Origin of the sequence: Bacillus sp. B28, assembly GCF_029536185.1 — a bacterium.
Classification (GTDB): Bacteria; Bacillota; Bacilli; order Bacillales; family Bacillaceae; genus Bacillus; species Bacillus halotolerans.
This window is the reverse complement of the sequence record NZ_CP120511.1, coordinates 3,960,752-3,984,350: the sequence shown is the minus strand read 5'-3', so window position 1 is coordinate 3,984,350 and position 23,599 is coordinate 3,960,752. Positions and strand designations below refer to the sequence as shown.

At 47.9% G+C, this 23,599-nt stretch carries 21 protein-coding genes and 2 pseudogenes; 17 read left to right on the top strand and 6 right to left on the bottom strand.

Annotated features, from left to right (window positions below; all coding sequences use genetic code 11):
- Nucleotides 1-13 precede the first annotated feature (13 nt).
- From yidA to P3L57_RS19765, 16 genes and pseudogenes are all read left to right on the top strand, one after another.
- Nucleotides 14-826, top strand: coding sequence for a sugar-phosphatase (yidA, locus tag P3L57_RS19840; protein ID WP_059335270.1), 813 nt, complete (start codon nucleotides 14-16; stop codon nucleotides 824-826).
- A gap of 151 nt (nucleotides 827-977) precedes the next feature.
- Nucleotides 978-1,964 (top strand): penicillin V amidase, encoded by a 987-nt coding sequence (gene yxeI, locus P3L57_RS19835; protein ID WP_069486693.1) that lies wholly within the window; start codon nucleotides 978-980, stop codon nucleotides 1,962-1,964.
- Nucleotides 1,951-2,169 (top strand): annotated as a pseudogene (locus P3L57_RS19830) (hypothetical protein). Before yxeI ends, P3L57_RS19830 begins: the two are co-directional and overlap by 14 nt.
- A gap of 185 nt (nucleotides 2,170-2,354) precedes the next feature.
- Complete coding sequence (locus tag P3L57_RS19825; protein WP_069486694.1) at nucleotides 2,355-3,680, top strand: LLM class flavin-dependent oxidoreductase; 1,326 nt, start codon at nucleotides 2,355-2,357, stop codon at nucleotides 3,678-3,680.
- A 13-nt stretch (nucleotides 3,681-3,693) separates the two neighbouring features.
- Nucleotides 3,694-4,191 (top strand): GNAT family N-acetyltransferase, encoded by a 498-nt coding sequence (locus P3L57_RS19820; protein WP_069486695.1) that lies wholly within the window; start codon nucleotides 3,694-3,696, stop codon nucleotides 4,189-4,191.
- Nucleotides 4,192-4,214: 23 nt separating this feature from the next.
- Nucleotides 4,215-5,009, top strand: coding sequence for an amino acid ABC transporter substrate-binding protein (locus P3L57_RS19815; RefSeq protein WP_069486696.1), 795 nt, complete (start codon nucleotides 4,215-4,217; stop codon nucleotides 5,007-5,009).
- Nucleotides 5,010-5,031: 22 nt separating this feature from the next.
- A complete protein-coding gene (locus tag P3L57_RS19810) occupies nucleotides 5,032-5,706 on the top strand; it encodes an amino acid ABC transporter permease (RefSeq protein WP_024123423.1) in 675 nt (224 codons plus the stop codon).
- A 12-nt stretch (nucleotides 5,707-5,718) separates the two neighbouring features.
- A complete protein-coding gene (locus P3L57_RS19805) occupies nucleotides 5,719-6,468 on the top strand; it encodes an amino acid ABC transporter ATP-binding protein (protein ID WP_059335265.1) in 750 nt (249 codons plus the stop codon).
- A 15-nt stretch (nucleotides 6,469-6,483) separates the two neighbouring features.
- On the top strand, nucleotides 6,484-7,626 hold the full coding sequence (locus tag P3L57_RS19800) for a M20 peptidase aminoacylase family protein (protein ID WP_044160066.1): 1,143 nt from the start codon (nucleotides 6,484-6,486) through the stop codon (nucleotides 7,624-7,626).
- Entirely contained in the window at nucleotides 7,623-8,969 is a 1,347-nt protein-coding gene (locus tag P3L57_RS19795) for an MmgE/PrpD family protein (protein WP_069486698.1), read from the top strand. Before P3L57_RS19800 ends, P3L57_RS19795 begins: the two co-directional genes overlap by 4 nt.
- A gap of 72 nt (nucleotides 8,970-9,041) precedes the next feature.
- On the top strand, nucleotides 9,042-10,151 hold the full coding sequence (gene eutH / locus P3L57_RS19790) for an ethanolamine utilization protein EutH (protein ID WP_069486699.1): 1,110 nt from the start codon (nucleotides 9,042-9,044) through the stop codon (nucleotides 10,149-10,151).
- Between the two features lie 64 nt (nucleotides 10,152-10,215).
- Nucleotides 10,216-11,046, top strand: coding sequence for a DUF1206 domain-containing protein (locus tag P3L57_RS19785; RefSeq protein ID WP_069486700.1), 831 nt, complete (start codon nucleotides 10,216-10,218; stop codon nucleotides 11,044-11,046).
- 133 nt (nucleotides 11,047-11,179) lie between these two features.
- Entirely contained in the window at nucleotides 11,180-12,121 is a 942-nt protein-coding gene (deoR, locus tag P3L57_RS19780; RefSeq protein WP_069486701.1) for a DNA-binding transcriptional repressor DeoR, read from the top strand.
- A gap of 105 nt (nucleotides 12,122-12,226) precedes the next feature.
- Complete coding sequence (deoC, locus tag P3L57_RS19775) at nucleotides 12,227-12,898, top strand: deoxyribose-phosphate aldolase (RefSeq protein ID WP_024123415.1); 672 nt, start codon at nucleotides 12,227-12,229, stop codon at nucleotides 12,896-12,898.
- 91 nt (nucleotides 12,899-12,989) lie between these two features.
- Complete coding sequence (gene nupC / locus P3L57_RS19770; protein WP_059292196.1) at nucleotides 12,990-14,171, top strand: nucleoside permease NupC; 1,182 nt, start codon at nucleotides 12,990-12,992, stop codon at nucleotides 14,169-14,171.
- 28 nt (nucleotides 14,172-14,199) lie between these two features.
- Nucleotides 14,200-15,501, top strand: coding sequence for a pyrimidine-nucleoside phosphorylase (locus tag P3L57_RS19765; protein WP_069486702.1), 1,302 nt, complete (start codon nucleotides 14,200-14,202; stop codon nucleotides 15,499-15,501).
- Between the two features lie 42 nt (nucleotides 15,502-15,543).
- Here the strand turns inward: P3L57_RS19765 and P3L57_RS19760 are convergent, their stop codons facing one another.
- The 6 genes from P3L57_RS19760 to hutP form a co-directional block, all read right to left on the bottom strand.
- Entirely contained in the window at nucleotides 15,544-16,971 is a 1,428-nt protein-coding gene (locus tag P3L57_RS19760; protein ID WP_044160058.1) for an amino acid permease, read from the bottom strand.
- Between the two features lie 75 nt (nucleotides 16,972-17,046).
- Nucleotides 17,047-18,006 (bottom strand): formimidoylglutamase, encoded by a 960-nt coding sequence (gene hutG, locus P3L57_RS19755; RefSeq protein WP_069486703.1) that lies wholly within the window; start codon nucleotides 18,004-18,006, stop codon nucleotides 17,047-17,049.
- A complete protein-coding gene (gene hutI / locus P3L57_RS19750; RefSeq protein ID WP_069486704.1) occupies nucleotides 17,999-19,264 on the bottom strand; it encodes an imidazolonepropionase in 1,266 nt (421 codons plus the stop codon). The genes hutG and hutI overlap by 8 nt, the downstream gene beginning before the upstream one ends.
- A 12-nt stretch (nucleotides 19,265-19,276) precedes the next feature.
- Nucleotides 19,277-20,935, bottom strand: a complete 1,659-nt coding sequence (gene hutU / locus P3L57_RS19745; protein WP_069486705.1) for a urocanate hydratase — start codon at nucleotides 20,933-20,935, stop codon at nucleotides 19,277-19,279.
- Nucleotides 20,932-22,458: a histidine ammonia-lyase gene (gene hutH, locus P3L57_RS19740; protein WP_069486706.1), complete on the bottom strand. Its 1,527-nt coding sequence runs from the start codon at nucleotides 22,456-22,458 to the stop codon at nucleotides 20,932-20,934. The genes hutU and hutH overlap by 4 nt, the downstream gene beginning before the upstream one ends.
- A gap of 112 nt (nucleotides 22,459-22,570) precedes the next feature.
- Nucleotides 22,571-23,017 carry a histidine utilization transcription antiterminator HutP gene (gene hutP, locus P3L57_RS19735; protein ID WP_044160053.1) on the bottom strand — a complete coding sequence of 149 codons (447 nt, stop codon included), beginning with the start codon at nucleotides 23,015-23,017 and terminating at the stop codon, nucleotides 22,571-22,573.
- A 343-nt stretch (nucleotides 23,018-23,360) separates the two neighbouring features.
- On the opposite strand from hutP, the pseudogene P3L57_RS19730 reads away from it, so the two are divergent.
- Nucleotides 23,361-23,536: pseudogene (locus tag P3L57_RS19730) on the top strand (hypothetical protein).
- Nucleotides 23,537-23,599 lie beyond the last annotated feature (63 nt).

The following is a 23,599-nucleotide window of genomic DNA, read 5'->3' as shown; positions in this document are numbered from 1 at the left end:
AAGGAGATGCAGGATGTACAAATTAATAGCAATTGATATGGACGGAACACTTTTAAATGATCATCATGAAGTGACGGCGGAGGTCCGCGACGCACTGCATGCCGCAAAAGCGGAAGGGGTAAAAATTGTCCTTTGCACCGGCCGGCCTATCGGAGGTGTTCGGAGATACTTAGATGAACTCAATTTAATTGAGGAAGGCGACTACGTCATTGCCTATAATGGGGCGCTTGTTCAAAATACGCATACAAAAGAAGTGGTGACGGAATTGTCTCTAGGATATGATGATTTGGCATCATTATATGATCTGAGCTTAGAGCTGAAGACACCGATGCACTTCTTCGACTCAGCCAACCTGTATACGCCTAACCGTGATATCAGCGAATTTACCGTATATGAGTCGTACGTGACACAGGTGCCGCTTCATTACCGCAAGATTGAGGAGATGCCTAAAGACATTCTCATTCCGAAAGTGATGTTTATTGATCAACCAGAACACTTAAGCCAAGTCATTACATCGATACCGAAAGACGTGAGAGAAAAGTATACGATGGTCAGAAGCGCTCCTTTCTTTTACGAAATTCTGCATCCGGAAGCAAGCAAAGGAAACGCTGTGCGTCAGCTGGCGAATCTGCTCGGAATCGAGCAGGCGGAAGTCATGAGCATAGGCGACAACGGCAACGATCTGACAATGATCGAATGGGCCGGCTGCGGCGTTGCCATGGCAAACGCCATTCCGGAAGTGCTTGAGGCCGCAAACTTTCAAACGCGCTCCAATAATGAACATGGTGTTGCGCATGCGATTCACGAGCTTGTTTTGGCTAAATAAAAAATCCAGCCTTTTAAAGGCTGGATTTTTTCGTTTTATTTGATGTAATGTCAATTCTTTGACGAATCGATTTGACTTTCGTTATGCTGATAAAACCAATTCGTTCACAATATGTATGATATTAATCTGAATTGAAAAGGGGACTGATCAGATGTGCACAAGTCTTACATTGGAAACCGCTGACCGTAAACATGTATTAGCGAGAACAATGGATTTTGCATTTCAGCTGGGGACAGAGGTTATTCTCTATCCGCGCCGTTACAGTTGGAGTAGTGAAGCTGACGGAAAGGCCCATCAGACACAGTACGCATTTATCGGTATGGGGAGAAAACTTGGTAATATTTTATTTGCAGACGGCGTTAATGAAAACGGTTTATCGTGTGCTGCACTTTATTTTCCGGGCTATGCGGGGTACGAAAAAACGATACGGGAAAACACCGTACACATTGCCCCGCATGAGTTTGTGACATGGGCGCTGTCAGTCTGTAAGTCTTTGGATGACGTGAAAGAAAAGATTCGATCTTTAACGATTGCAGAGAAAAAATTAGATCTATTGGATACGGTTTTACCGCTTCACTGGATATTGTCAGACCGGACGGGACGCAGCCTGACGATAGAACCGAGAGCAGATGGCCTCAACGTCTATGACAATCAGCCTGGTGTCATGACGAACAGCCCCGACTTTACATGGCATGTCACCAATCTGCAGCAATATACAGGAATCAGACCGAAGCAATTAGAGAGCAAAGAAATGGGCGGATTAGCCCTTTCCGCTTTTGGCCAAGGCCTAGGGACTGTAGGCCTGCCGGGGGATTATACACCGCCCTCCCGGTTTGTCAGAGCTGTTTATTTGAAAGAACACCTAGAGCCGGCAGCCGATGAAACGAAAGGTGTAACAGCCGCTTTTCAAATTTTGGCAAATATGACGATACCCAAAGGCGCAGTGATAACGGAAAAAGACGAAATTCATTATACGCAATATACTTCCGTGATGTGCAACGACACGGGAAACTACTATTTCCACCACTATGATAATCGGCAAATCCAAAAAGTAAATTTATTTCATGAAGACCTTGACTGTTTGGAGCCTAAAGTGTTTTCCGCTAAAGCAGAAGAAAGTATTCATGAGCTTAATTAATTCACATCAATCAGCTGATTCCGGTTTGAATCCGGAGTCAGCTGTTTTTTATATACGATCGTTACGGCGTCTGAGTGGATAGGCAGTTTGCTAAAAGCGAAAGAAAAGGGAAAGGAAATGGCAAAATTTTATATAAAAACTGAGTCTTTGCTTCATCAGACTCAGTTTTCTTGCCGATATAGAGGTTTTTGCACTAGTTGAATGAACCAATGCCGTTCCATTATGGTTACGCAAGGGTCTTTTCAGCTTAAATAGAAAAATTTAATCTCAACTCATTGACAAACTCGCAATACAAATGTACATTTTGATTTATTCATATTAAACGACTAGGAATATAGGAGTTTATTTTTCGGACTTTTCAGCCTAAAACATTATAAAAGGAGTAACGTCATGACAAGCAAAAAGAAGCAAATCAAATTAGGAGTTTTTCTTGCGGGGACCGGACATCATGTTGCGTCTTGGCGGCATCCGGACGCGCCTGCGGATGCGAGCATGAACTTGGATTATTTTAAAGAGCTGGCGAGAACAGCGGAGCGGGGCAAGCTGGATATGCTGTTTTTAGCAGACAGCCTGTCAATCGACAGCAAATCGCATCCAAATGTGCTTACAAGGTTTGAGCCATTTACTTTGCTCTCAGCTTTGGCGCAGGTGACGTCAAGAATTGGCCTGACAGCGACAGCTTCTACTACTTATAGCGAGCCGTTTCACATTGCCAGACAATTCGCCTCACTGGATCACCTGTCCAACGGCCGTGCAGGATGGAATGTCGTGACCTCATCCATTGAGTCAACAGCGCTGAATTTCAGCGGGGAAAAGCATCTCGAACATCACTTGCGCTATCAGCGGGCAGAAGAATTTGTCGAGGCCGTAAAGGGGCTTTGGGATTCATGGGAAGAGGACGCCTTTATCCGTAATAAAGAAACGGGTGAATTCTTTGACAAAGAAAAAATGCACGAGCTGAACCACAAAGGAGAATATTTCTCGGTTCGCGGACCTCTGAACGTTTCAAGAACCCCGCAGGGCCAGCCGGTCATTATCCAGGCAGGATCATCAGGAGACGGAAAAGCGCTGGCTGCCAAAACAGCCGAAGTGATTTTCACGGCGCAAAACCATTTGGAATCGGCACAGGAATTTTATCAATCAATTAAAAAGCAGGCAGCCGAGTTTGGCCGCGATCCTGAGAAAATCGCGATCATGCCGGGCATTTTTCCGGTCATCGCAGACACTGAAGAAGAGGCGCGGGCTAAATATCAAGAGCTTCAAGATTTAATCATTCCATCTGTCGGTCTGCAAATCCTGCAGAATTATTTAGGCGGAATTGATTTGTCTGCATATCCGCTTGACGGGCCGCTGCCAAAGCTCGACGCGGATGCATCAAACGCGGTGAAGAGCCGATTTAAGCTTGTTCAAGAAATGGCTGAACGAGACAATATGACAATACGTGAGCTTTACAAATACGTTGCAGGCTCCAGAGGCCATCACATTTTTGTCGGAACGCCGGAACAGCTTGCCGACAAGATGCAGGAATGGGTCGATCATAAAGCTTGTGACGGATTTAATATTATGCCTCCGCTTCTTCCGGAAGGAATTGAACTGTTCGTTGACAAAGTGGTTCCGATTTTACAGGAGCGCGGCGTGTTCAGAAACGAATATGAAGGCACAACATTGAGAGAGCATTTTGGTTTAGAAAAACCGGTAAACCGTTATGCGAAGTAAGGAGGAACGCTCGATGAAGACGCAATATCGCCTCGCAGCTGAACGTGATGCCGAACAGCTTCTCGAGCTGACATGGCGCGCCTATGAACCGATTCGAAAGCTCGGCATTCGTTTTGCCGCGGCCCACGCGGATCTGGATCTGGTCTTAAACAATATCCGAAAAAACGCCTGTTACGTCATGGAAGAAGACGGGCGGATCATCGCGACCATCTCCTTACGAATGCCTTGGGGACAGCAGCCCGGACCATATGGCGTTCCTCATATCTGGTGGTTCGCTGTTGATCCTGAAACCGGGCAAAAGGGAGTCGGGACAAAGCTGCTTCAATGGCTTGAGCAGACCATCCTGCGCGATACGTTAAAGGTTCCGTTTGTATCGCTAGGAACAGCGGATAAGCACCCGTGGCTGATCGAGATGTATGAAAGAAAAGGATATGTCCAAGCAGGCGAGAAGGATCTGGGCAAAGGACATATGACAGTCTATATGAAAAAACAACTGCGAAATGACCTATAAAAGATAAAAGGCGGGAAAATCAAATGAAAATGAAAAAATGGACTGTGCTGTTAGTTGCTGCGTTATTAGCCGTGCTATCAGCTTGCGGCAATGGAAACAGCGGCAGTAAAGAGGATGACAACGTACTTCATGTGGGTGCGACCGGACAGAGCTACCCGTTCGCTTATAAAGAAGACGGAAAGCTGACAGGTTTTGATGTAGAAGTAATGGAAGCTGTTGCAAAGAAAATCGGCATGAAACTGGACTGGAAGCTGCTCGAATTCAGCGGTCTGATGGGAGAGCTTCAAACAGGCAAGCTTGACACCATTTCCAATCAGGTAGCGGTGACAGATGAACGCAAGGAAATGTACAACTTCACAGAACCGTACTCTTATGCAGGAACACAGATTGTCGTCAAAAAAGACAACAATGACATCAAATCAGCAGACGATTTAAAAGGAAAGACAGTAGCTGCTGTTTTAGGTTCAAATCACGCGAAAAACCTTGAAAGCAAAGATCCTGACAAAAAAATCAATATCAAAACATACGAAACACAGGAAGGCACGCTGAAGGATGTCGCATACGGACGTGTGGACGCTTACGTAAACAGCCGAAGTGTGCTAATCGCGCAAATTAAGAAAACAGGCTTGCCGTTGAAACTTGCCGGAGATCCGATTGTGTACGAACAAGTCGCATTCCCATTTGCCAAGGATGACGCGCACGACAAGACCCGTAAAAAAGTCAATAAAGCGCTCGATGAACTGCGCAAAGACGGAACGCTTAAAAAGCTGTCAGAAAAATATTTTAACGAAGATATCACAGCAGAACAGAAGCATTAAGAAACGGCGGTGAACCACCAGAATGAATACGATTGATTGGGAATTCATGATCTCAGCATTCCCGACTTTAATTCAGGCCCTTCCGATTACATTGTTTATGGCTGTAGCAGCTATGATTTTTGCGATTATCGGAGGACTTATTCTCGCACTCATTACAAAAAACAAAATTCCAGTGCTTCATCAGCTGTCAAAGCTGTATATCTCATTTTTCCGGGGCGTGCCGACACTTGTGCAGCTGTTCTTAATTTATTACGGGCTGCCGCAGCTGTTTCCGGAGATGAGCAAGATGACAGCTCTCACAGCTGCGATTATCGGTTTAAGTTTAAAAAACGCCGCCTATTTGGCAGAAATCTTCCGCGCCGCCCTTAACTCTGTTGATGAAGGGCAGCTGGAGGCGTGCCTGTCTGTCGGTATGACGAAACTTCAGGCTTACAGACGAATTATCCTTCCGCAAGCAGTCAGAAATGCGATACCGGCAACGGGTAATACATTTATCGGCCTCCTAAAAGAAACCTCATTGGCATTTACTTTGGGTGTCATGGAGATGTTTGCGCAAGGTAAGATGTATGCATCAGGAAATCTGAAGTATTTTGAAACCTATTTGGCGGTTGCGATTGTCTACTGGGTTCTTACAATCATTTACAGCATCCTGCAGGACTTGTTTGAACGCGCCATGAGCAAGCCATACCGGACTTAGAGGTGAAATCAGTTGATAAAAGTAAAAAATATTCGCAAAGCGTTTAAAGATCTGGTCGTGCTGGACGGAATCGACCTAGAAGTAAAACGCGGAGAAGTGGTGGCGATCATCGGTCCGTCCGGTTCCGGAAAATCAACGCTTCTTCGGTGCTTGAACCTATTGGAGCGCCCCAATCAAGGCATCATTGAAATTGGAGAAGCCAAACTGAACGCGGAAAAGTTTACACGTAAGGAAGCGTACCAGCTCCGTCAGCAAACGGCCATGGTCTTCCAAAATTACAATCTGTTCAAAAATAAAACCGCCCTGCAAAACATTACTGAGGCTTTAATCACGGCTCAAAGAAAATCACGAGATGAAGCGAACCGCATTGGGATGGAGATTCTGAGGCAGGTCGGATTAGAGCATAAAGCTGACAGCTACCCGATCACAATGTCCGGCGGCCAGCAGCAGCGAATCGGCATCGCGCGGGCACTTGCGGTTAATCCGCATGCGATTTTGCTGGATGAACCGACTTCGGCGCTTGACCCGGAGCTCGTGGCGGGTGTGCTTCAGGTCATCAAATCGATTGCGGAAAAACAAACAACAATGATCATCGTCACACACGAAATGGCATTTGCAAGAGAGGTTGCCGATCAAGTGATTTTTATGGCGGACGGCCATATTATCGAGCAGGGAACGCCTGAAGAACTGTTTGACCATCCGAAAAACGAACGGACGAAACGATTTATCAAGCAGGTGGGAGAGCCTGCAGAGCTTATATAGAAGGGAAGAAGAAGAATGGCCGAAGAAACGTTTCATACACGTTTAATCAATATGCGGCGTGACCTTCATGCACACCCTGAACTTTCATTTGAAGAGTTTGAAACGACAACCAAAATCCGCCGCTGGCTCGAGGAAGAACATATAGAGATTCTTAACGTTCCTCAATTAGAAACAGGTGTAATTGCGGAAATCAAAGGGCAGTCAGACGGACCCGTGATCGCGATACGAGCAGACATTGATGCGCTCCCGATCCAAGAACAGACGAATTTGCCGTTTGCCTCTAAGATTGACGGCGCGATGCATGCGTGCGGGCATGACTTTCATACAGCTTCCATTATCGGCACGGCCATTTTGCTGAATAAAAGAAGAGACGAGCTGAAAGGCACGGTCCGCTTTATCTTTCAGCCAGCGGAAGAAATCGCCGCAGGAGCAAGAAAAGTCATAGAAGCAGGCGTGCTGGACGATGTTTCCGCCATTTTTGGCATGCACAATAAGCCTGATTTGCCTGTCGGCACCATTGGGATAAAGGAAGGTCCGCTCATGGCAAGCGTAGACCGGTTTGAGATTGTTGTGAAAGGAAAAGGCGGACACGCCGGCATTCCCAATAACAGCATTGATCCCATAGCAGCGGCAGGCCAAATGGTCAGCGGTCTGCAATCTGTGGTCAGCCGCAACATCAGCTCACTGCAAAACGCGGTCGTCAGTATCACAAGATTACAGGCAGGCAGTTCATGGAACGTGATTCCGGACCAGGCTGAAATGGAGGGCACCGTTCGCACCTTCCAAAAAGAAGCGAGAAAGGCCGTTCCGGAGCATATGAAACGAGTGGCTGAAGGAATCGCCGCGGGCTACGGGGCACAGGCCGAATTCCGGTGGTTTCCTTATTTGCCATCCGTTCAGAATGACGGCACGTTTTTGAACGCGGCGTCAGAAGCTGCGGCCCGGCTTGGCTATCAAACGGTTCATGCGGAGCAATCTCCGGGCGGAGAAGACTTCGCTCTTTATCAAGAAAAAATTCCCGGCCTCTTTGTCTGGATGGGAACAAACGGCACAGAGGAATGGCATCACCCCGCGTTTACATTGGATGAAGACGCACTGCAAGTTGCATCCAGCTACTTTGCTGAGCTGGCTGTTATTGTACTGGGGTCAATCAAATGATCCAAACAGAGCTGACAGCAGGTCTTGCTGAGGCCGTAAGATTATCACAGCCTGAGAACGCCCCTGACGCGATGCGTGAAGCCAAAAAGGGATTGCTCGATTTTACAGCCGCATCATTTGCCGGAAGAGAAGAAAACGGCATTCAAAAGCTTTTGCATCTGATCGAAGAGGAAGGCGGCACGCCCCTTGTCCCTATTATTGGACAAGGGAAAAAGGCAGCGCCATTACAATCTGCGCTGCTCAATGGATTTATCGCCCATGCTCTGGATTTCGATGATGTCCATTCCGATGTAAGGGGACATCCGAGTGCAGTTATTTTGCCGGCACTCATTGCTTCAGCTGCCACTCGCGAAAGTGACGAGCGGCTTCTTGGCGCTTATATTGTCGGTGTGGAAGTAATGGCAAGGCTTGGGGAGTCGATTGGCAGCCCGCACTATGAAAAAGGCTGGCATAATACAGGAACGCTCGGAGCCATAGCCGCAGCCTGTGCTGTAGGGTACGCGGAGGAACTCACTCAAGAAGAACTGGAAAAAGCAATCGGTTTTGCCGCAACGCAGTCAGCCGGAATGAGGGTGCAATTCGGCACAGAAATGAAACCGCTGCACGCAGGGCTGGCAGCTCAATCAGGCTTGCTTGCTGTTAAGCTGGCTCAATCTGATGTTGGAGGCTCTCGTACGGCACTGGATGGAGAAAAAGGTTTCTTCAGCCTATACGGTGATGTAGACAAGGCCCAAACCATGCTGTTAAGCCATTGGGGCGAACCGTGGCGAATCGTGAAGCCGGGTTTATGGTTTAAAATCTATCCATTCTGCTCTGCGGCGCACCACGCGGCAGATGCCATTCGCGAGCTTATCTCTCAGGAAGCCATTTCTGCTGACAATACAGAACGGATTGAAGTCGTTTTTCCGCCTGGCGGAGATGCTGCATTAACGGCAAGATCACCAAAAACAGGAGAGGAAGGCCGCTTCAGCGTTGAATATGTCATTGCCCTTGCCCTGCACGGACAGAAGCTGATTGCTGAACATTTCAACAGCGAGCCCATACCAAATCATATGCAGGGCGCAATGCGTCATATTCAGCGTGTGTATGACAATCGCATTCAGCCAGCCTCTCAAGCGGTTCCGAAAGGCCGTTTCACCATTGTTCGGGCGTTTTTATCAGATGGACGCATATGTGAAGCGCGGGTGGACTGCCCAAAGGGAGCTCCCGGAAACGGTCTGTCTGAAGAAGACGTAAAAGAAAAATTAAAATCAGCGCTGCTAAGTAATGTGCAAAAAGCAGCGCATATCATAGAGGCCATTGAGCGCGCTGATATGAAAGAATTTTTATCGCGTTTAGATTAGAATCCGCCTCTCATCCCCTCCTTCAGATGATATGATAATGCCAAATCATACGTTTGAAAAAGGAGAAAGGCCATGACGGTAAATGATGCGGTTGTATGTATTCTGGCAGTCTTTTTATTAGTGGGAGCAGCCGATTATTGCTTGGGAAACAGGTGGGGGCTTGGCGAGCGGTTTGCGGAAGGCTTTAAGGCCATGGGACCGCTTGCGCTGTCAATGGTCGGGATTGTGTCGCTGGCGCCAGTGCTTGCGGCCATACTGATTCCCGTTGTGTCTCCGGTCTATGCCGCCATTGGCGCAGACCCTTCCTCCTTTGCCAACACCATTTTGGCCATTGATATGGGAGGCTATGCGCTGGCAGAAGAAATGGCGAAAGATCCGGACGCAGGCTTGTTTTCATGGGTATTTCTGGGGACGATGATGGGGCCGACGATCGTGTTTACCATTCCCGTCGCTCTTGGCATGATTGAAAAACAGGATCACCCGTATTTTGCAAAAGGCATTTTAATCGGACTGTGCACTGTGCCGATCGGATGCTTCGCAGGCGGGTTAGCTGCGGGATTTGAGATGGGATTGAACCTGAAAAACATTCTGATTCCAAGTCTTTTTTCTGCGGTTATCGCTTTTGGACTATGGCGCTGCACCGACAAGACAATCCGCGTATTTCACGTTTTCGGGAAGGCTGTCAGTATTGTTGCGATCATTGGGCTTGTTGCTGTCTCGATTGAAACAATGACAGGCTTTGTATTCATACCTGGCCTCGAAAAGATTGAAACAGGCATACAAACCGTAGGCACCATCGCGGTTGTATTGGCGGGCGCTTTTCCGCTGACAGCTTTTATCACAAAAGCTTTTGAGAAACCGCTCCATACATTAGGCAGGCTATTACACTTAGACCAGGCAGCGACAGCGGGAATGGTTGCTTCTTTGGCACATCTTATCCCCATGCTCGCCTTATTAAAAGACATGACGCCGAGAGGAAAGGTTATCAATGTCGCGTTTGCGGTCAGCGCAGCCTTTGTGCTCGGCAGCCACCTCGGCTTTGTGGCGGGAATGAAGAAAGAAATGGCAGCGGCCATGATCATCGGGAAATTAGCCGGCGGCATCACAGCTGTCGCGGCAGCTGCCTGGACGACCCCCGCCTATACAGCCAAAAAGCAAAGACACGATTCTCTTGAAGGGTAGTCTGTTTCAATTCTTCTCATTCGGGAAATGATACAGTAACGTTTCCGGAAAGAGGGTTGGGCACATGGATGCGAAGGACCAGTGCATCTCTAAAATAAAACAGGGAACCAAGCCTTGGATACAGCGGTTCGGAAGGCTTGGTTATTTTACATTCGGCGGCGTTTTTATCTTGCTCGGCATTCTGGCATTGATGACGGCTGCCGGAGCTGGCAGCGGGGCAAAGGATTCAAGCGGAGCGCTCCAAACCTTATCACGCATGCCATACGGATCGATTCTGCTTTTCATCATCGGAGTCGGACTCATCGGGTATGTCATATGGATGGTGCTGAGTGCGATTAAGGATACAGAGGGCCACGGCACAGGAAGAAGGGGCCTGTCGCGAAGAACGGGAAATTTGTTCAGCGCCGCCGTATACGCATCAATTGCGTGGAATGCCCTTCGGTTTGTCTTTGATCATGGGAGCGGCAGCACTTCAGAACAGACGTGGTCCGCTTATATATTGGCGCAGCCGTTTGGGCAGTGGCTGACGGGACTCACAGGAGCGGGCTTTATCCTATTTGCGATGGTTCAATTCATGAAAGGTATCCGGGCTTCTTTTATGAGAGAATTTGATACGTCAAAAATGAGCAAAGAAATGATATGTATTGCAAAAAACACGGGACGCGCAGGCAACATCGCCCGTGCCATTATTTTCTCAGCCATCGGCTTCTTTCTCATAAAAACCGCTCTCACCTCTGATCCGGACGACACAAGAGGCTTTGACGGGGCGCTCGCCGAGCTCGCGCAGCAGCCGCATGGCAGAGTGATTCTGATCTTTTTGGCGTGCGGGCTTGTGTTATATGGAATATACGCCATTATGAAAGGCATTTATCAATATATGAAGTGGGAAAAATAAGCTCTGGGAAGCTCTGTGCCAGAGCGTTTTTCAGTTTCTTGCAAATCAGGTGGATGAAAGCAGCTGCCAGCCTGTATAATAAAAGCAAATCGAAAGCAGGTTCACCATGAACTGATCCAAGGGGAGGTGCGGAATGGATCGGGAAAAACAACAATTAAGCATAGAAGCGGCAAGGCTTTACTATCAGTCTGACTACAGTCAGCAGCAAATCGCAGAGCAGCTCAGCATTTCGAGGCCGACCGTTTCCCGATTGCTGCAATACGCAAAAGAAAAAGGATTTGTCCAAATTCGCGTCATGGACCCTTTTGAGGATTTAGATGCGCTCGGTTCCATGCTGGAAGAGAAATACGGGCTTCTCGAAGCACACGTTGTGTTTTCTCCGACACCGGACTATGCAGCAATCACACATGGCTTGAGCCGGTACGGTGCAGAATATATGCATGAAACGGTAAAAGACGGCGACATCGTCGGCGTCAGCTGGGGAACCACCATGTATCAGATCGCGCAAAACATGCAGCCAAAGCAGGTAAAAGGCGTAGAGGTCGTCCAGCTGAAAGGCGGCATCAGCCATTCCCGGGTAAACACCTATTCAGCTGAAACGATTCAGCTGTTTGCAGAGGCTTTTCAAACGATGCCGCGCTATCTTCCGCTTCCCGTCGTGTTTGATAATGCGGATGTGAAGAAAATGGTGGAGAAAGACCGTCATATCGAGCGGATCATTGAGATGGGCAAGCAGGCGAATATCGCTCTTTTCACGGTGGGAACAGTCCGTGACGAAGCGCTGTTATTCCGGCTCGGCTATTTTAACGAAGAAGAGAAAGCGTTGCTGAAAAATCAGGCTGTCGGAGATATCTGTTCGCGTTTCTTTGACGAGGAAGGGAAGATTTGCAGCACCGCCATCAATGACCGGACCATCGGCGTCGAGATTGAGGATCTGAGGCTGAAGGAACGCTCTATATTAGTGGCCGGAGGAAGCCGAAAAGTGTCCTCCATCCATGGTGCGTTAACAGGAAAATATGCCAACGTGTTAATCATTGACCAGCATACTGCAAGGGCACTTGTTAATGATTTGTGACACCCTCAGACCGTTCCCTGAACAAAATTTCAATTACCAATTTACATATGTTCAAAAGTCGGGTATGCTAAAAAATATCTTAACAAAAAAGGAAGTGTGCGAAGGATGACATTAGCCAATAAAATTGATCATACAGCTTTGAAACCGCATACACAAAAAGCGGATATTTTGAAATTAATAGAAGAAGCGAAAACATACAAATTCGCTTCTGTATGTGTAAACCCGACGTGGGTGCAGCTGGCTGCAAAAGAGCTTGAGGGCACAGGAGTTGACGTATGTACAGTCATCGGTTTCCCGCTCGGCGCCAACACAACAGAAACAAAAGCGTTCGAAACGAAGGATGCGATTTCAAAAGGCGCCACTGAAGTGGACATGGTCATTAACATCGCTGCTTTGAAAGACAAAGAAGACGACGTAGTGGAAGCGGATATCCGCGGTGTAGTGGAAGCTGCAGCCGGTAAAGCGCTTGTCAAAGTTATTATTGAAACATGCCTGCTGACAGATGAAGAAAAAGAGCGTGCATGCCGTTTAGCGGTTTCTGCGGGAGCGGATTTCGTGAAAACTTCAACAGGCTTCTCAACAGGCGGCGCAACGAAGGAAGATATCGCTTTAATGCGCAAAACAGTAGGACCTGATATCGGCGTAAAAGCATCCGGGGGTATCAGAACGAAAGAAGATGTAGACACGATGATCGAAGCAGGTGCGAGCCGCATTGGCGCAAGCGCAGGCGTTTCCATTGTAAAAGGAGAGAACGGAGCCGGCGGAGACGATTATTAAGAAGGAGACGGAAGGCACATCGCTTTCCGGCCCTGCTTTTCTTTCCGGGGAAATAATAATGTAAGCGAATACAAATAAAGGAGAAACACATATGAAGTATTTGATTGGGATTATCGGTTTAATCGTGTTTTTAGGCCTTGCGTGGATCGCGAGCAGCGGCAAAAAAAGAATTAAGATCCGCCCAATTATTGTCATGCTCATTTTGCAGTTTATTCTCGGTTACATTCTCCTCAATACGGGGATCGGGAATTTTCTCGTAGGAGGATTTGCACAAGGATTCAGCTACCTGCTTGGATATGCGGCAGAAGGAATCAACTTTGTGTTTGGCGGTTTGGTGAATGCGGATCAATCGACATTCTTTATGAACGTTCTCTTGCCGATTGTATTTATTTCAGCACTCATCGGGATTCTGCAAAAATGGAAGATCCTCCCGTTTATTATTAAATACATCGGCCTTGCCCTCAGCAAGATTAACGGGATGGGAAGACTGGAGTCGTACAATGCTGTCGCATCTGCGATTTTAGGGCAATCAGAAGTATTTATCTCCTTAAAGAAAGAACTCGGTTTACTGTCACAGCAGCGGTTGTACACGCTTTGCGCTTCTGCGATGTCAACCGTATCCATGTCAATCGTCGGCGCTTACATGACGATGCTGAAGCCTGAATACGTCGTAACGGCTCTAGTATTGAACTTATTTGGCGGTTTTATCATTGCCTCTATTATTAATCCTTACGAGGTCGCAAAAGATGAGGATATGCTTCGTGTAGAAAATGAAGAAAAACAATCCTTCTTCGAAGTGCTCGGAGAATACATCTTAGATGGTTTCAAAGTAGCGGTTGTTGTCGCAGCGATGCTGATCGGATTTGTCGCAATTATTGCTTTGATCAATGGTATTTTTAACGCTGTACTCGGTATTTCCTTCCAAGACCTGCTTGGATATGTGTTTGCTCCATTCGCTTTTCTTGTTGGTATTCCATGGAATGAAGCTGTTAACGCCGGAAGCATTATGGCAACAAAAATGGTATCGAACGAATTTGTCGCCATGACGTCTCTTTCGCAAAACGGTTTTCATTTCAGCGGCCGTACAACAGCGATTGTATCAGTATTCCTCGTTTCGTTCGCGAACTTCTCTTCCATCGGTATCATTGCCGGTGCTGTTAAGGGTCTGAATGAAAAGCAAGGAAACGTCGTTGCTCGCTTCGGTCTGAAATTATTATACGGTGCCACGCTTGTCAGCTTTTTAACAGCTGCAGTTGTAGGTCTGATTTACTGAACATAATCGAAAAGGATCGGTGACTATAATGAGAATGGTAGATATTATCATCAAAAAACAAAACGGAAAAGAACTCACCACAGAAGAAATCCAGTTTTTCGTGAACGGCTATACGGACGGAAGCATTCCTGATTATCAGGCAAGCGCGCTTGCCATGGCGATTTTCTTCCAGGATATGAGTGATCGTGAACGGGCGGACTTAACAATGGCTATGGTGAACTCCGGTGAAACGATTGATCTTTCTGCCATCGAAGGAATTAAAGTGGATAAACATTCAACCGGCGGCGTCGGCGACACGACAACACTCGTGCTTGCACCGCTTGTCGCGGCTCTTGATGTGCCGGTTGCCAAAATGTCCGGCCGCGGCCTCGGCCATACAGGCGGAACAATTGATAAATTAGAGGCGATCGACGGGTTTCACGTGGAACTGTCAAAGGAAGAATTTATTAAGCTCGTGAACCGCGACAAGGTTGCCGTCATTGGCCAAAGCGGCAACTTAACGCCGGCGGATAAAAAACTGTACGCCCTGCGAGATGTAACGGGTACGGTGAATTCCATCCCGCTTATCGCTAGCTCCATTATGAGCAAAAAAATCGCTGCCGGAGCAGACGCGATCGTGCTTGACGTGAAAACGGGAGCGGGCGCCTTCATGAAAACAGAGGAAGATGCGGCTGAACTCGCGAAAGCAATGGTACGAATCGGCAACAAGGTCGGCCGCCAAACGATGGCTGTCATCTCCGACATGTCCCAGCCGCTCGGCTTTGCGATCGGAAATGCGCTTGAAGTGAAAGAAGCGATTGACACACTCAAAGGCGAAGGCCCTGAAGACCTGCACGAGCTTGTCTTAACACTCGGCAGCCAGATGGTCGTGCTTGCGAAAAAAGCAGGTACATTAGACGAAGCAAGAGCAAAGCTTGAAGAGGTCATGAAAAACGGCAAAGCGCTTGAGAAATTCAAAGATTTCTTGAAAAACCAAGGCGGCGACAGCTCGATTGTTGATGATCTGTCTAAGCTTCCGCAAGCGGCTTATCACATTGATGTGCCAGCCAAAGAAGCGGGTGTCGTCTCCGAAATTGTCGCAGACGAAATCGGCGTCGCTGCCATGCTTTTAGGTGCCGGACGCGCCACAAAAGAAGATGAAATCGATTTAGCCGTCGGCATCATGCTCCGCAAAAAGGTCGGCGACAAGGTTGAAAAAGGCGAACCTCTCGTGACGCTTTACGCCAACCGCGAAAACGTCGATGAAGTCATCGCGAAAGTATATGACAATATCCGTATCGCAGCGGAGGCGAAGGCGCCGAAGCTGATTCATACGTTAATTACAGAATAAAAATAAAGCACATCCCATCCTGAGTGGGGTGTGCTGTTTTGATTAAAGGATGTGATCAATCGGATATTCTTCTTGTCCGATTTTTTTTGCTTTCGTAAGATTTCTTCTGAAATAGTAGATGAGATAGCATAGGATGATACAAGGAATTCCACAGAAGAGAGCGATTCTTTGATTGGGATCAAAAGCGAGACCGATACAAGAAGCAGAACATAATAAGAGAGCGGCTATCGGCATAAGAGGGTAAAGCGGTGTGCGAAATGTCAGATCTTTTACATTCCCCCCTTTTTTCAGAAATCTCTTTCGAAACAAGAGTTGGGACAAGGCAATGCTCATCCAGACCACGACCCCTGCAAATCCAGCAATCGCTACCATCACCACATAAACAGTTCCAGGCGCCACAATGCTGGAAACGAGAGATAAACAAGATACAGCCATACTGATGATTAAGGCATTTAGCGGAATGCCTTTAGATGTGACTTTTTTAAAGCGAGAGCTGATCATGTTTTCATTTGCTAACGACCACAGCATACGGGTTGAGGCATATAGGCCTGAATTGGCAACGGACAGCAAGGCTGTTAATATAACAAAATTCATAATATCTGCGGCGTAAGGGATTCCGATTTCTGCAAATACTGCTACAAAGGGGCTTTCAATTACACCTGCTTCTTTCCATGAAATCAGTCCGGATAATACGAAGACGGCACCGATGAAAAAAATGACTGTCCTCCATGCGACATTGCGGATAGAACGCGGAATATCCTTTTGAGGATTTGCGGATTCTCCTGCTGTGACTCCGATTAATTCTGTTCCGGAAAAGGCAAAACTCACAGATATCATGGCGATAAATACGGCGAGGAAGCCGTTCGGAAACAATCCTCCATGACCTGTGAAATTTGAAAACATAGGGGCATCAGCCGTCCCGTTTAAAGAGATCAAGCCAAACATGGCGGCGCCTCCTAAAATGATAAATAAAATGATGGTGACAATCTTCACGCTCGAAAACCAAAATTCAGTTTCCGCAAATAATTTGACTGAAAATGCGTTGCATACGAAAAGGAGAGCTGCAAAAATCGCACTCCACATCCATACGCTGCTGTCAGGAAACCAGCGCTGCATGAGAATACCGGATGCGGTAAACTCAGATCCTACCGTCACCACCCAATTCACCCAGTACATGATGCCGACCATAAAACCGGTAGATGGCCCGATGAATGTTGTGGCGTATTTTTGAAAGGAACCGGTCACCGGCATGGCGACCGACAATTCACCGAGACATTGCATGACGAGGTACATCATCAATCCGCCGATTACATAAGCGAGTATCGTACCGCCGGGACCGGCTTGGCTGAGCGTATAGCCCGTACTGAGGAAAAGTCCTGTTCCTATGACGCCTCCCAATGAAATCATAAATAAGTGCCTGCTTTTCATTGTCCGTTTTAGCTGATGGCCGCTTTTTTCCTGAAGACCCACCGTTTCGTCCTCCTTTTAGCTGCCGTTTATCAGGCAGATGAGTTTCTTGTAACCAAAATACAACCTGCCGGAAGATCACTTGAATCGGGAGCGTTTCATTCCTTTTAATGCGTGTAACAGAACGTGAGCTGCGGCTCTGCTTGTCATATCTCGAAAATCGAGGGTGGGATCAACTTCAACGATTTCGATCCCTGCGACATTGGGCTCTTGTGCGATGTACTTGATGGCTTCGAGTAATTCGTCTGTATAAAGGCCGCCCGGACCAATCGCTGGACAGCCGGGTGCATGGGACTGGTCTAAGACATCCATATCAACAGATATAAAAATGAAGTCTGTTCTTGTTTGAACGGCAGGCAGGATCTCTTTAATGGTCGGGATCAGTCCTTTTTCACGAATCATTCCCATCGTGTGGATGTCCACGTGATGATTTTTCGCGTATGTTTCATAAGCCAAGCTGTTGCTGAATTCTCTGATACCCAGTTGAATCAAATGCTGGCCTTCTATGATCTCTTCATCCAAAAGGCGGCGGAAGGGGGTGCCGTTTGTCGGCCCTCCGTCCTCCGTGTTCCGCACATCATGATGGGCATCAAATTGAATAACGGCTGTCGTTCCTTTCGTTTGCGCAATCGCTTTTATGGTGGAGTAGCTGATGGAGTTATCTCCCCCGAGTATGAGCGGTACCCAATCTGGGTGATCTGAAAGCAGAGCATGCATGGTTTGGAAGATTTGATCATGTGATTTCACGATATCAGTCACATGAATATCGACATCCCCCAGATCATAAAGAAAATCTGATACGATATGTTCCCCAAGCTCCGCAGAATAAGCAGATGAATGCTTTAGAGCCTGGCGGATTGTTCCGGGGGCAAAGGAAGCGCCGGAATGACTAATGGATGATTTTGATAGGGGGACACCTATCAGCGCCGGCCCTTTAATGCCTTGCCCGTCCCATTTTTCTATCAGATCGCTCATTTTCGTTACTTCCCGGTCTTTAAACGATGAACCGGCCTCTCTGAGAAAAGGGTATTTATCCAAGAATGGCTCCCTCCCTGTTGACAACAAATGTCCCATTTTTCATGACTTGATGTACATGATTGACGCCGTAGTGATACGGAATATACATGTAATTCGAGGCTTGCCAAATGACAAGATCTGCTGAGCGGCCAGCTTTAAGCTGCCCTGCTTCTTCGCCTTTTCCTATGGCATATGCGGCGTTGACTGTGACGGCATGCCATATTTCTTCTGCGGTCATTTTCAGATGAAGCGCGGCAATCGACATAATCAGCTGAATATTTTCAGTTGGGGAGCTGCCCGGGTTAAAGTCCGTTGCCAGGCTGACACGTACACCCGCATCAATCATGTCTCTTGCTCTGGCATATGTGTGTTTGCCGAGATAAAATGTCGTGCCTGGCAAGAGGACGGCGATGGTTCCTGATTCAGCCATTTGCTGTATGCCTTCATCTGAGGCGCCCACCAAATGATCGGCTGAGACAGCTCTTAGCTCAGCCGCTAATTCAGCTCCTCCAAGAGGATCAATTTCATCTGCGTGGATTTTTAATCCGAAGCCCGTCTCAGCTGCTTTTTGTAAATAACGGCGGGATTGACTGACTGTAAAAACACCTGTTTCTGTAAAAATATCTGCAAAGGCTGCGAGCTCCTCCTCTTTTATTTTTGGCAAGAGATTCAGCATGCGATCTAAAAATTCATCGGGGCTGTCCTTATCTTCAGGAGGAATGGCATGAGCCCCCATGAATGTGGAAACAAGGTCAATGGGCTGGCTTTTATGCAGTTTTTTTGCGACGCGCAATTGTTTCAGCTCTGTATCTATATCTAAGCCGTAGCCGCTCTTCACTTCAGCCGTGGTTGTGCCGTATGACAGCATTCTTTGCAGGTGAAAACGGCCTTTTTGCAGCAGCTCTTCCTCCGAGGCGGCCCGGGTATCTTTGACAGTGGACAAAATACCGCCGCCCTGCGCCAGAATATCTAAATAGGAGATGCCCTGAAGCTTAAGATTCATCTCCTTTTCCCGAGATCCGCCAAATACAAGATGGGTATGCGGATCGACGAGACCCGGGGTTACAAGCCGTCCCGAACAGTCAATGATGTCGTCTGCCTCGTAATCGGCTTCAGTCCCTTTTTTTCCGGCGAACACAATCTTCTGTTCGTGGATTCCGACAACAGCGTCTTCGATCACATGAAGATCCTGCATGCTTTTGCCCGCGCGCGGGCCGCTGCTTTCCATCGTCAAAAGCTGACCGATGTTGATGAGAATCGTATCAATTTGTTTCGGCATGTTATCACTCCCTTATTTTTGCATCGGCACGATAATATCCTGTTTCTTCGCTACTTCAACGGCACGTTCATAACCCGCATCCGCATGGCGGATAATGCCCATCCCCGGATCGCTCGTTAAGACCCTGGCGAGCCGTTCGTCAGCCAGCTCACTTCCATCGGCAACTGCGACCATACCGGCATGCAGGGAATAGCCCATTCCGACGCCGCCGCCATGGTGGAAGGAAACCCAGCTCGCGCCCGCCGCCGTGTTGACAAGCGCATTGAGCACAGCCCAATCACCGACTGCGTCACTTCCGTCTATCATCGCTTCAGTTTCCCGGTTTGGAGAGGCGACAGACCCGCAGTCCAAATGATCTCTCCCAATCACGACAGGCGCTTTTAGCTCCCCGTTTCGGACCAATTCGTTAATGGCAAGGCCCATCTTTTTTCGTTCTCCATATCCAAGCCAGCAAATGCGGGACGGCAAGCCTTGGAACGTGACTTTTTCCTGTGCCATATCGATCCAGCGGTGAAGGGCCTTGTTTGCCGGGAACAGTTCTTTTAATAACGCATCCGTACGGTAAATATCTGCCGGATCACCGGAAAGTGCCGCCCAGCGGAATGGTCCTTTTCCTTCACAGAATAAGGGACGGATGTAAGCAGGGACAAATCCCGGAAAATCGAAGGCATTCTCCAGGCCTTCATCTTTAGCAACTTGCCGGATATTGTTGCCGTAATCAAATACAACTGAGCCCTTTTGTTGAAATGCCAGCATGGCTTCCACATGTTTTTTCATGCTTTGTTTCGCAAGGCGCACGTAAAGGTCTGGATTGTCACGGCGCAAGCGATCGGCTTCATCGAGTGAATAGCCCTCGGGAACGTAACCGATTAATGGGTCATGGGCAGACGTTTGATCGGTGACGATATCAATGGTGACGCCGCGGTTCAGAAGGGTATGATGAACCTCTGCCGCGTTTCCGAGAAGAGCGATGGAGAGAGGTTTTCCTGCCAGCTTTGCCTCTTCAGCCCACGCTAAGGCTTCCTCAATCGACGCTGTTTTACGGTCACAGTATTTCGTTTCAATTCGTTTGTCGATTCGTTTTTCATCAACCTCGACGGCAATCACAACTCCGTCATTCATCGTGACAGACAGCGGCTGGGCGCCTCCCATTCCGCCGAGACCGGCTGTCAGCGTCAATGTCCCTTTTAACGTTCCTCCGAAATGCTGTCTCGCGAGCTCAGCGAAGGTTTCATACGTTCCTTGCAAAATGCCTTGTGAGCCAATGTAAATCCAGCTGCCAGCTGTCATTTGCCCGTACATCATTAACCCTTTTTTCTCAAGCTCGTGGAAATGCTCCCAGTTCGCCCACTTGGGAACAAGAACAGAGTTTGCTAAAAGCACGCGCGGCGCCTGCGGGTGCGTACGGAACATGCCAACGGGCTTTCCGGATTGCACGAGCAATGTCTCATCATGTTTTAGTGTTTTCAGAGAATGCTCAATGGTGCGAAATGCATCCCAATCCCGAGCGGCTTTGCCAATCCCGCCGTATACGATGAGGTCCTCCGGCTTCTCGGCGACTTCCGGATCAAGGTTGTTGCGAAGCATCCGAAGAACCGCCTCTTGTTCCCACCCTAAGCATTCAAGCTCTGTCCCCCGGTTGGCACGGATTGATTTTTTTACATCAGTCATATGTTCATCCCCCTCAATTCTTCGCTCTGTTGATATGGTAATAAAGATTCCTTCTTCAGCCAGGCAGTCAAGCGTTCGATGTCATAGGAAAAAACGCGGTCCTGCTGAATAGACGGCACGACTTTTCTCATTTCTTGAAAAAGCTGTTTGGTGTAGGATGCTGCATGTTCTATGCCTCTGTATTCAACAGCCTGCAATGCGCAAATCGCTTCAATCGCAATCACTCTTCTCGTATTCGCGATTACCAGATAAGCATGACGCGCAGCGATGGTTCCCATGCTGACATGGTCTTCTTGGTTGGCGGATGACGGGATAGAATCCACACTGGCGGGATGGGCCAGTGTTTTATTTTCAGAAACAAGCGAGGCAGCGGCATACTGCATGATCATTGCACCGGATTGCAGACCGGGATGAGGGCTTAGGAACGGCGGCAGGTCATTCAGCTGCGGATTCACAAGTCGTTCGATCCGGCGCTCTGCGATATTTGCAAGCTCTGATACTGCGATTTTTAGAAAATCCATGGCAAAGGCGATCGGCTGCCCGTGAAAGTTTCCGCCAGAAATGACTTTGTCACCATCATTGAAAATAAGAGGATTGTCCGTAGCTGCATTCATCTCAATCTCTAATTTTTCCTTCACGTAGCCTAACGTCTGCCAGGTCGCACCGTGCACTTGCGGAATACAGCGCAATGAATAGGCATCCTGGACCCGCAGTTCTCCTTGAGAGGTCGTCAGGCTGCTGTCAGATAGATAAAAACGGATTCGTTCTGCGACATCGATCTGCTCCTGATAACCGCGGGCGGAGTGAATATCCTCGTCAAACGCATCGATAATCCCGCGGAGCCCTTCAATCGTTAAGCTGGCAATGCGCTCTGTTTGATAGGCTAGTTTTTCCGCTTCAATGTATGCGACCACACCCATAGCAGTCATGGCCTGAGTCCCATTAATCAAGGCAAGCCCTTCCTTGGATGTCAGTGTTACCGGCTGAATACCGGCTTTTTTCAAGCCCCTCATTGTCGGCATTCTCTCCCCCTCAAAAAAGACTTCTCCTTGCCCGATCAGCGCAAGCGCCAGATGGGAGAGCGGCGCCAGATCTCCGCTTGCACCAAGTGATCCCTGCTGGGGAATGACAGGATGGAGACGCTTATTTAAAAAAGCAAGCAATTGCTCAATCAGCTCAGCACGCACACCGGAAAACCCTTTTAACAGCGCATTGGCGCGCAAAAGCAGCATGGCCCTGGAAACACACTCAGGAAAAGGATCTCCGACTCCGCAGGCATGAGAAAGAATTAAATTCAGCTGCAGCGCCGCCGAGTCTTCCTTCTGAATCAGGACATCGCTGAATTTGCCAAATCCGGTGGTAATGCCGTATATTGTCTTTTCTTCGTGAACAATGCGCTCCACTGCCGCTCTGCTTTTTTTCACACGCTCCATACTTTCTTCGGAAGCCGCTGTCTCTTCAAAATCAAACAGCACTCGCGCGACATCGGCTGTTGTCAATGAAGAACCGTCTAATGTCACCATAAGCCCAACTCCTTTGTCTTTACTTTGGTAAAGCGCCCATACAAAAAGGGGCTATGCTGTGAAAACCTGATTTCACGCATAGCCCCCTATCGTCTAAGATCTATGGGCTGTTTCATATGTGATTAATTCCAACGCCGAATGTTTCATGCTCAAGTCCTTTAATCGGCGCCCCGATTGTTCCGTAAAGCGAGACAGCAATCCAATCGCCTTCCGCTTCACTTTCATAAGGATTTCCCCTCAAAACGGCGAACCTCAGGCCAACCGTCCGAAGCAGTGATCCAAGCAGCATTTCACCTCTGGTCACGCCATGCAAAGCCTCCATCGTCGCATGATAAAGCGCATGTGACTCACGGTAACCCTCAGATTGAATGACCCCGCTCTTTTTGGAAGCGGTTTCAATTGCGGCTACTACTTTATGCGCGTCCATTGATCCTACCTTGCCAAGACAGACCTTCCATCCATCTCGCTCCAGCTCCTCGACCTGTGTACTTTCCTCAGCTTCATGAAGCAGCAGAAGAACAGACAGCCGGCCAATACGGCGCTCTTTGTGCAGTGTCATATGAATCACTCAATTCCTAAAAATTCTGATAACTATTAACTGAGTATTATATTAATTGTTTCAGCAATAGAAGTCAAAAGGTTTTTTACAGTCTTTAACAAGTTAGATTGGTATTGTGATATCGTGACGCAGAAAGCAGGACGGGTTTTTTCAGCGATTGCACACGATATCCGGACAGGAGGCAAGCGCCGCTGTCTTACTCTCAATATGCGTTTACTAAGTCGTATTTTTCGCAAAGCATTTTCTCAAGAGCCAGCCGAATGACTTCCTCAGCACCGCCAAGCCAAATGACTCCGGTGTTGACGAGCAGTCAGGCATCATCTTAAAAAACGCCGACAACGAAATGGCTGTATCACAGTCGACGACTTTACAAAAACGGACAAAGCAGTTGTTACATGTACGCGAATGAAAAACAGAGTGATGAAAGAAGGAGAAACAGCAAAAGAGTTGAACTATGAAGGAGAGGATATGCAAGCAGCAGTTCTGCGCAAACAGCCAGACAATGTAAGAGAACAGTGAGAAATCACCTATCTGTTTGAATATGAAAACATTCGGCTGTTTTAATAGGCTGGGGTTTCTTCA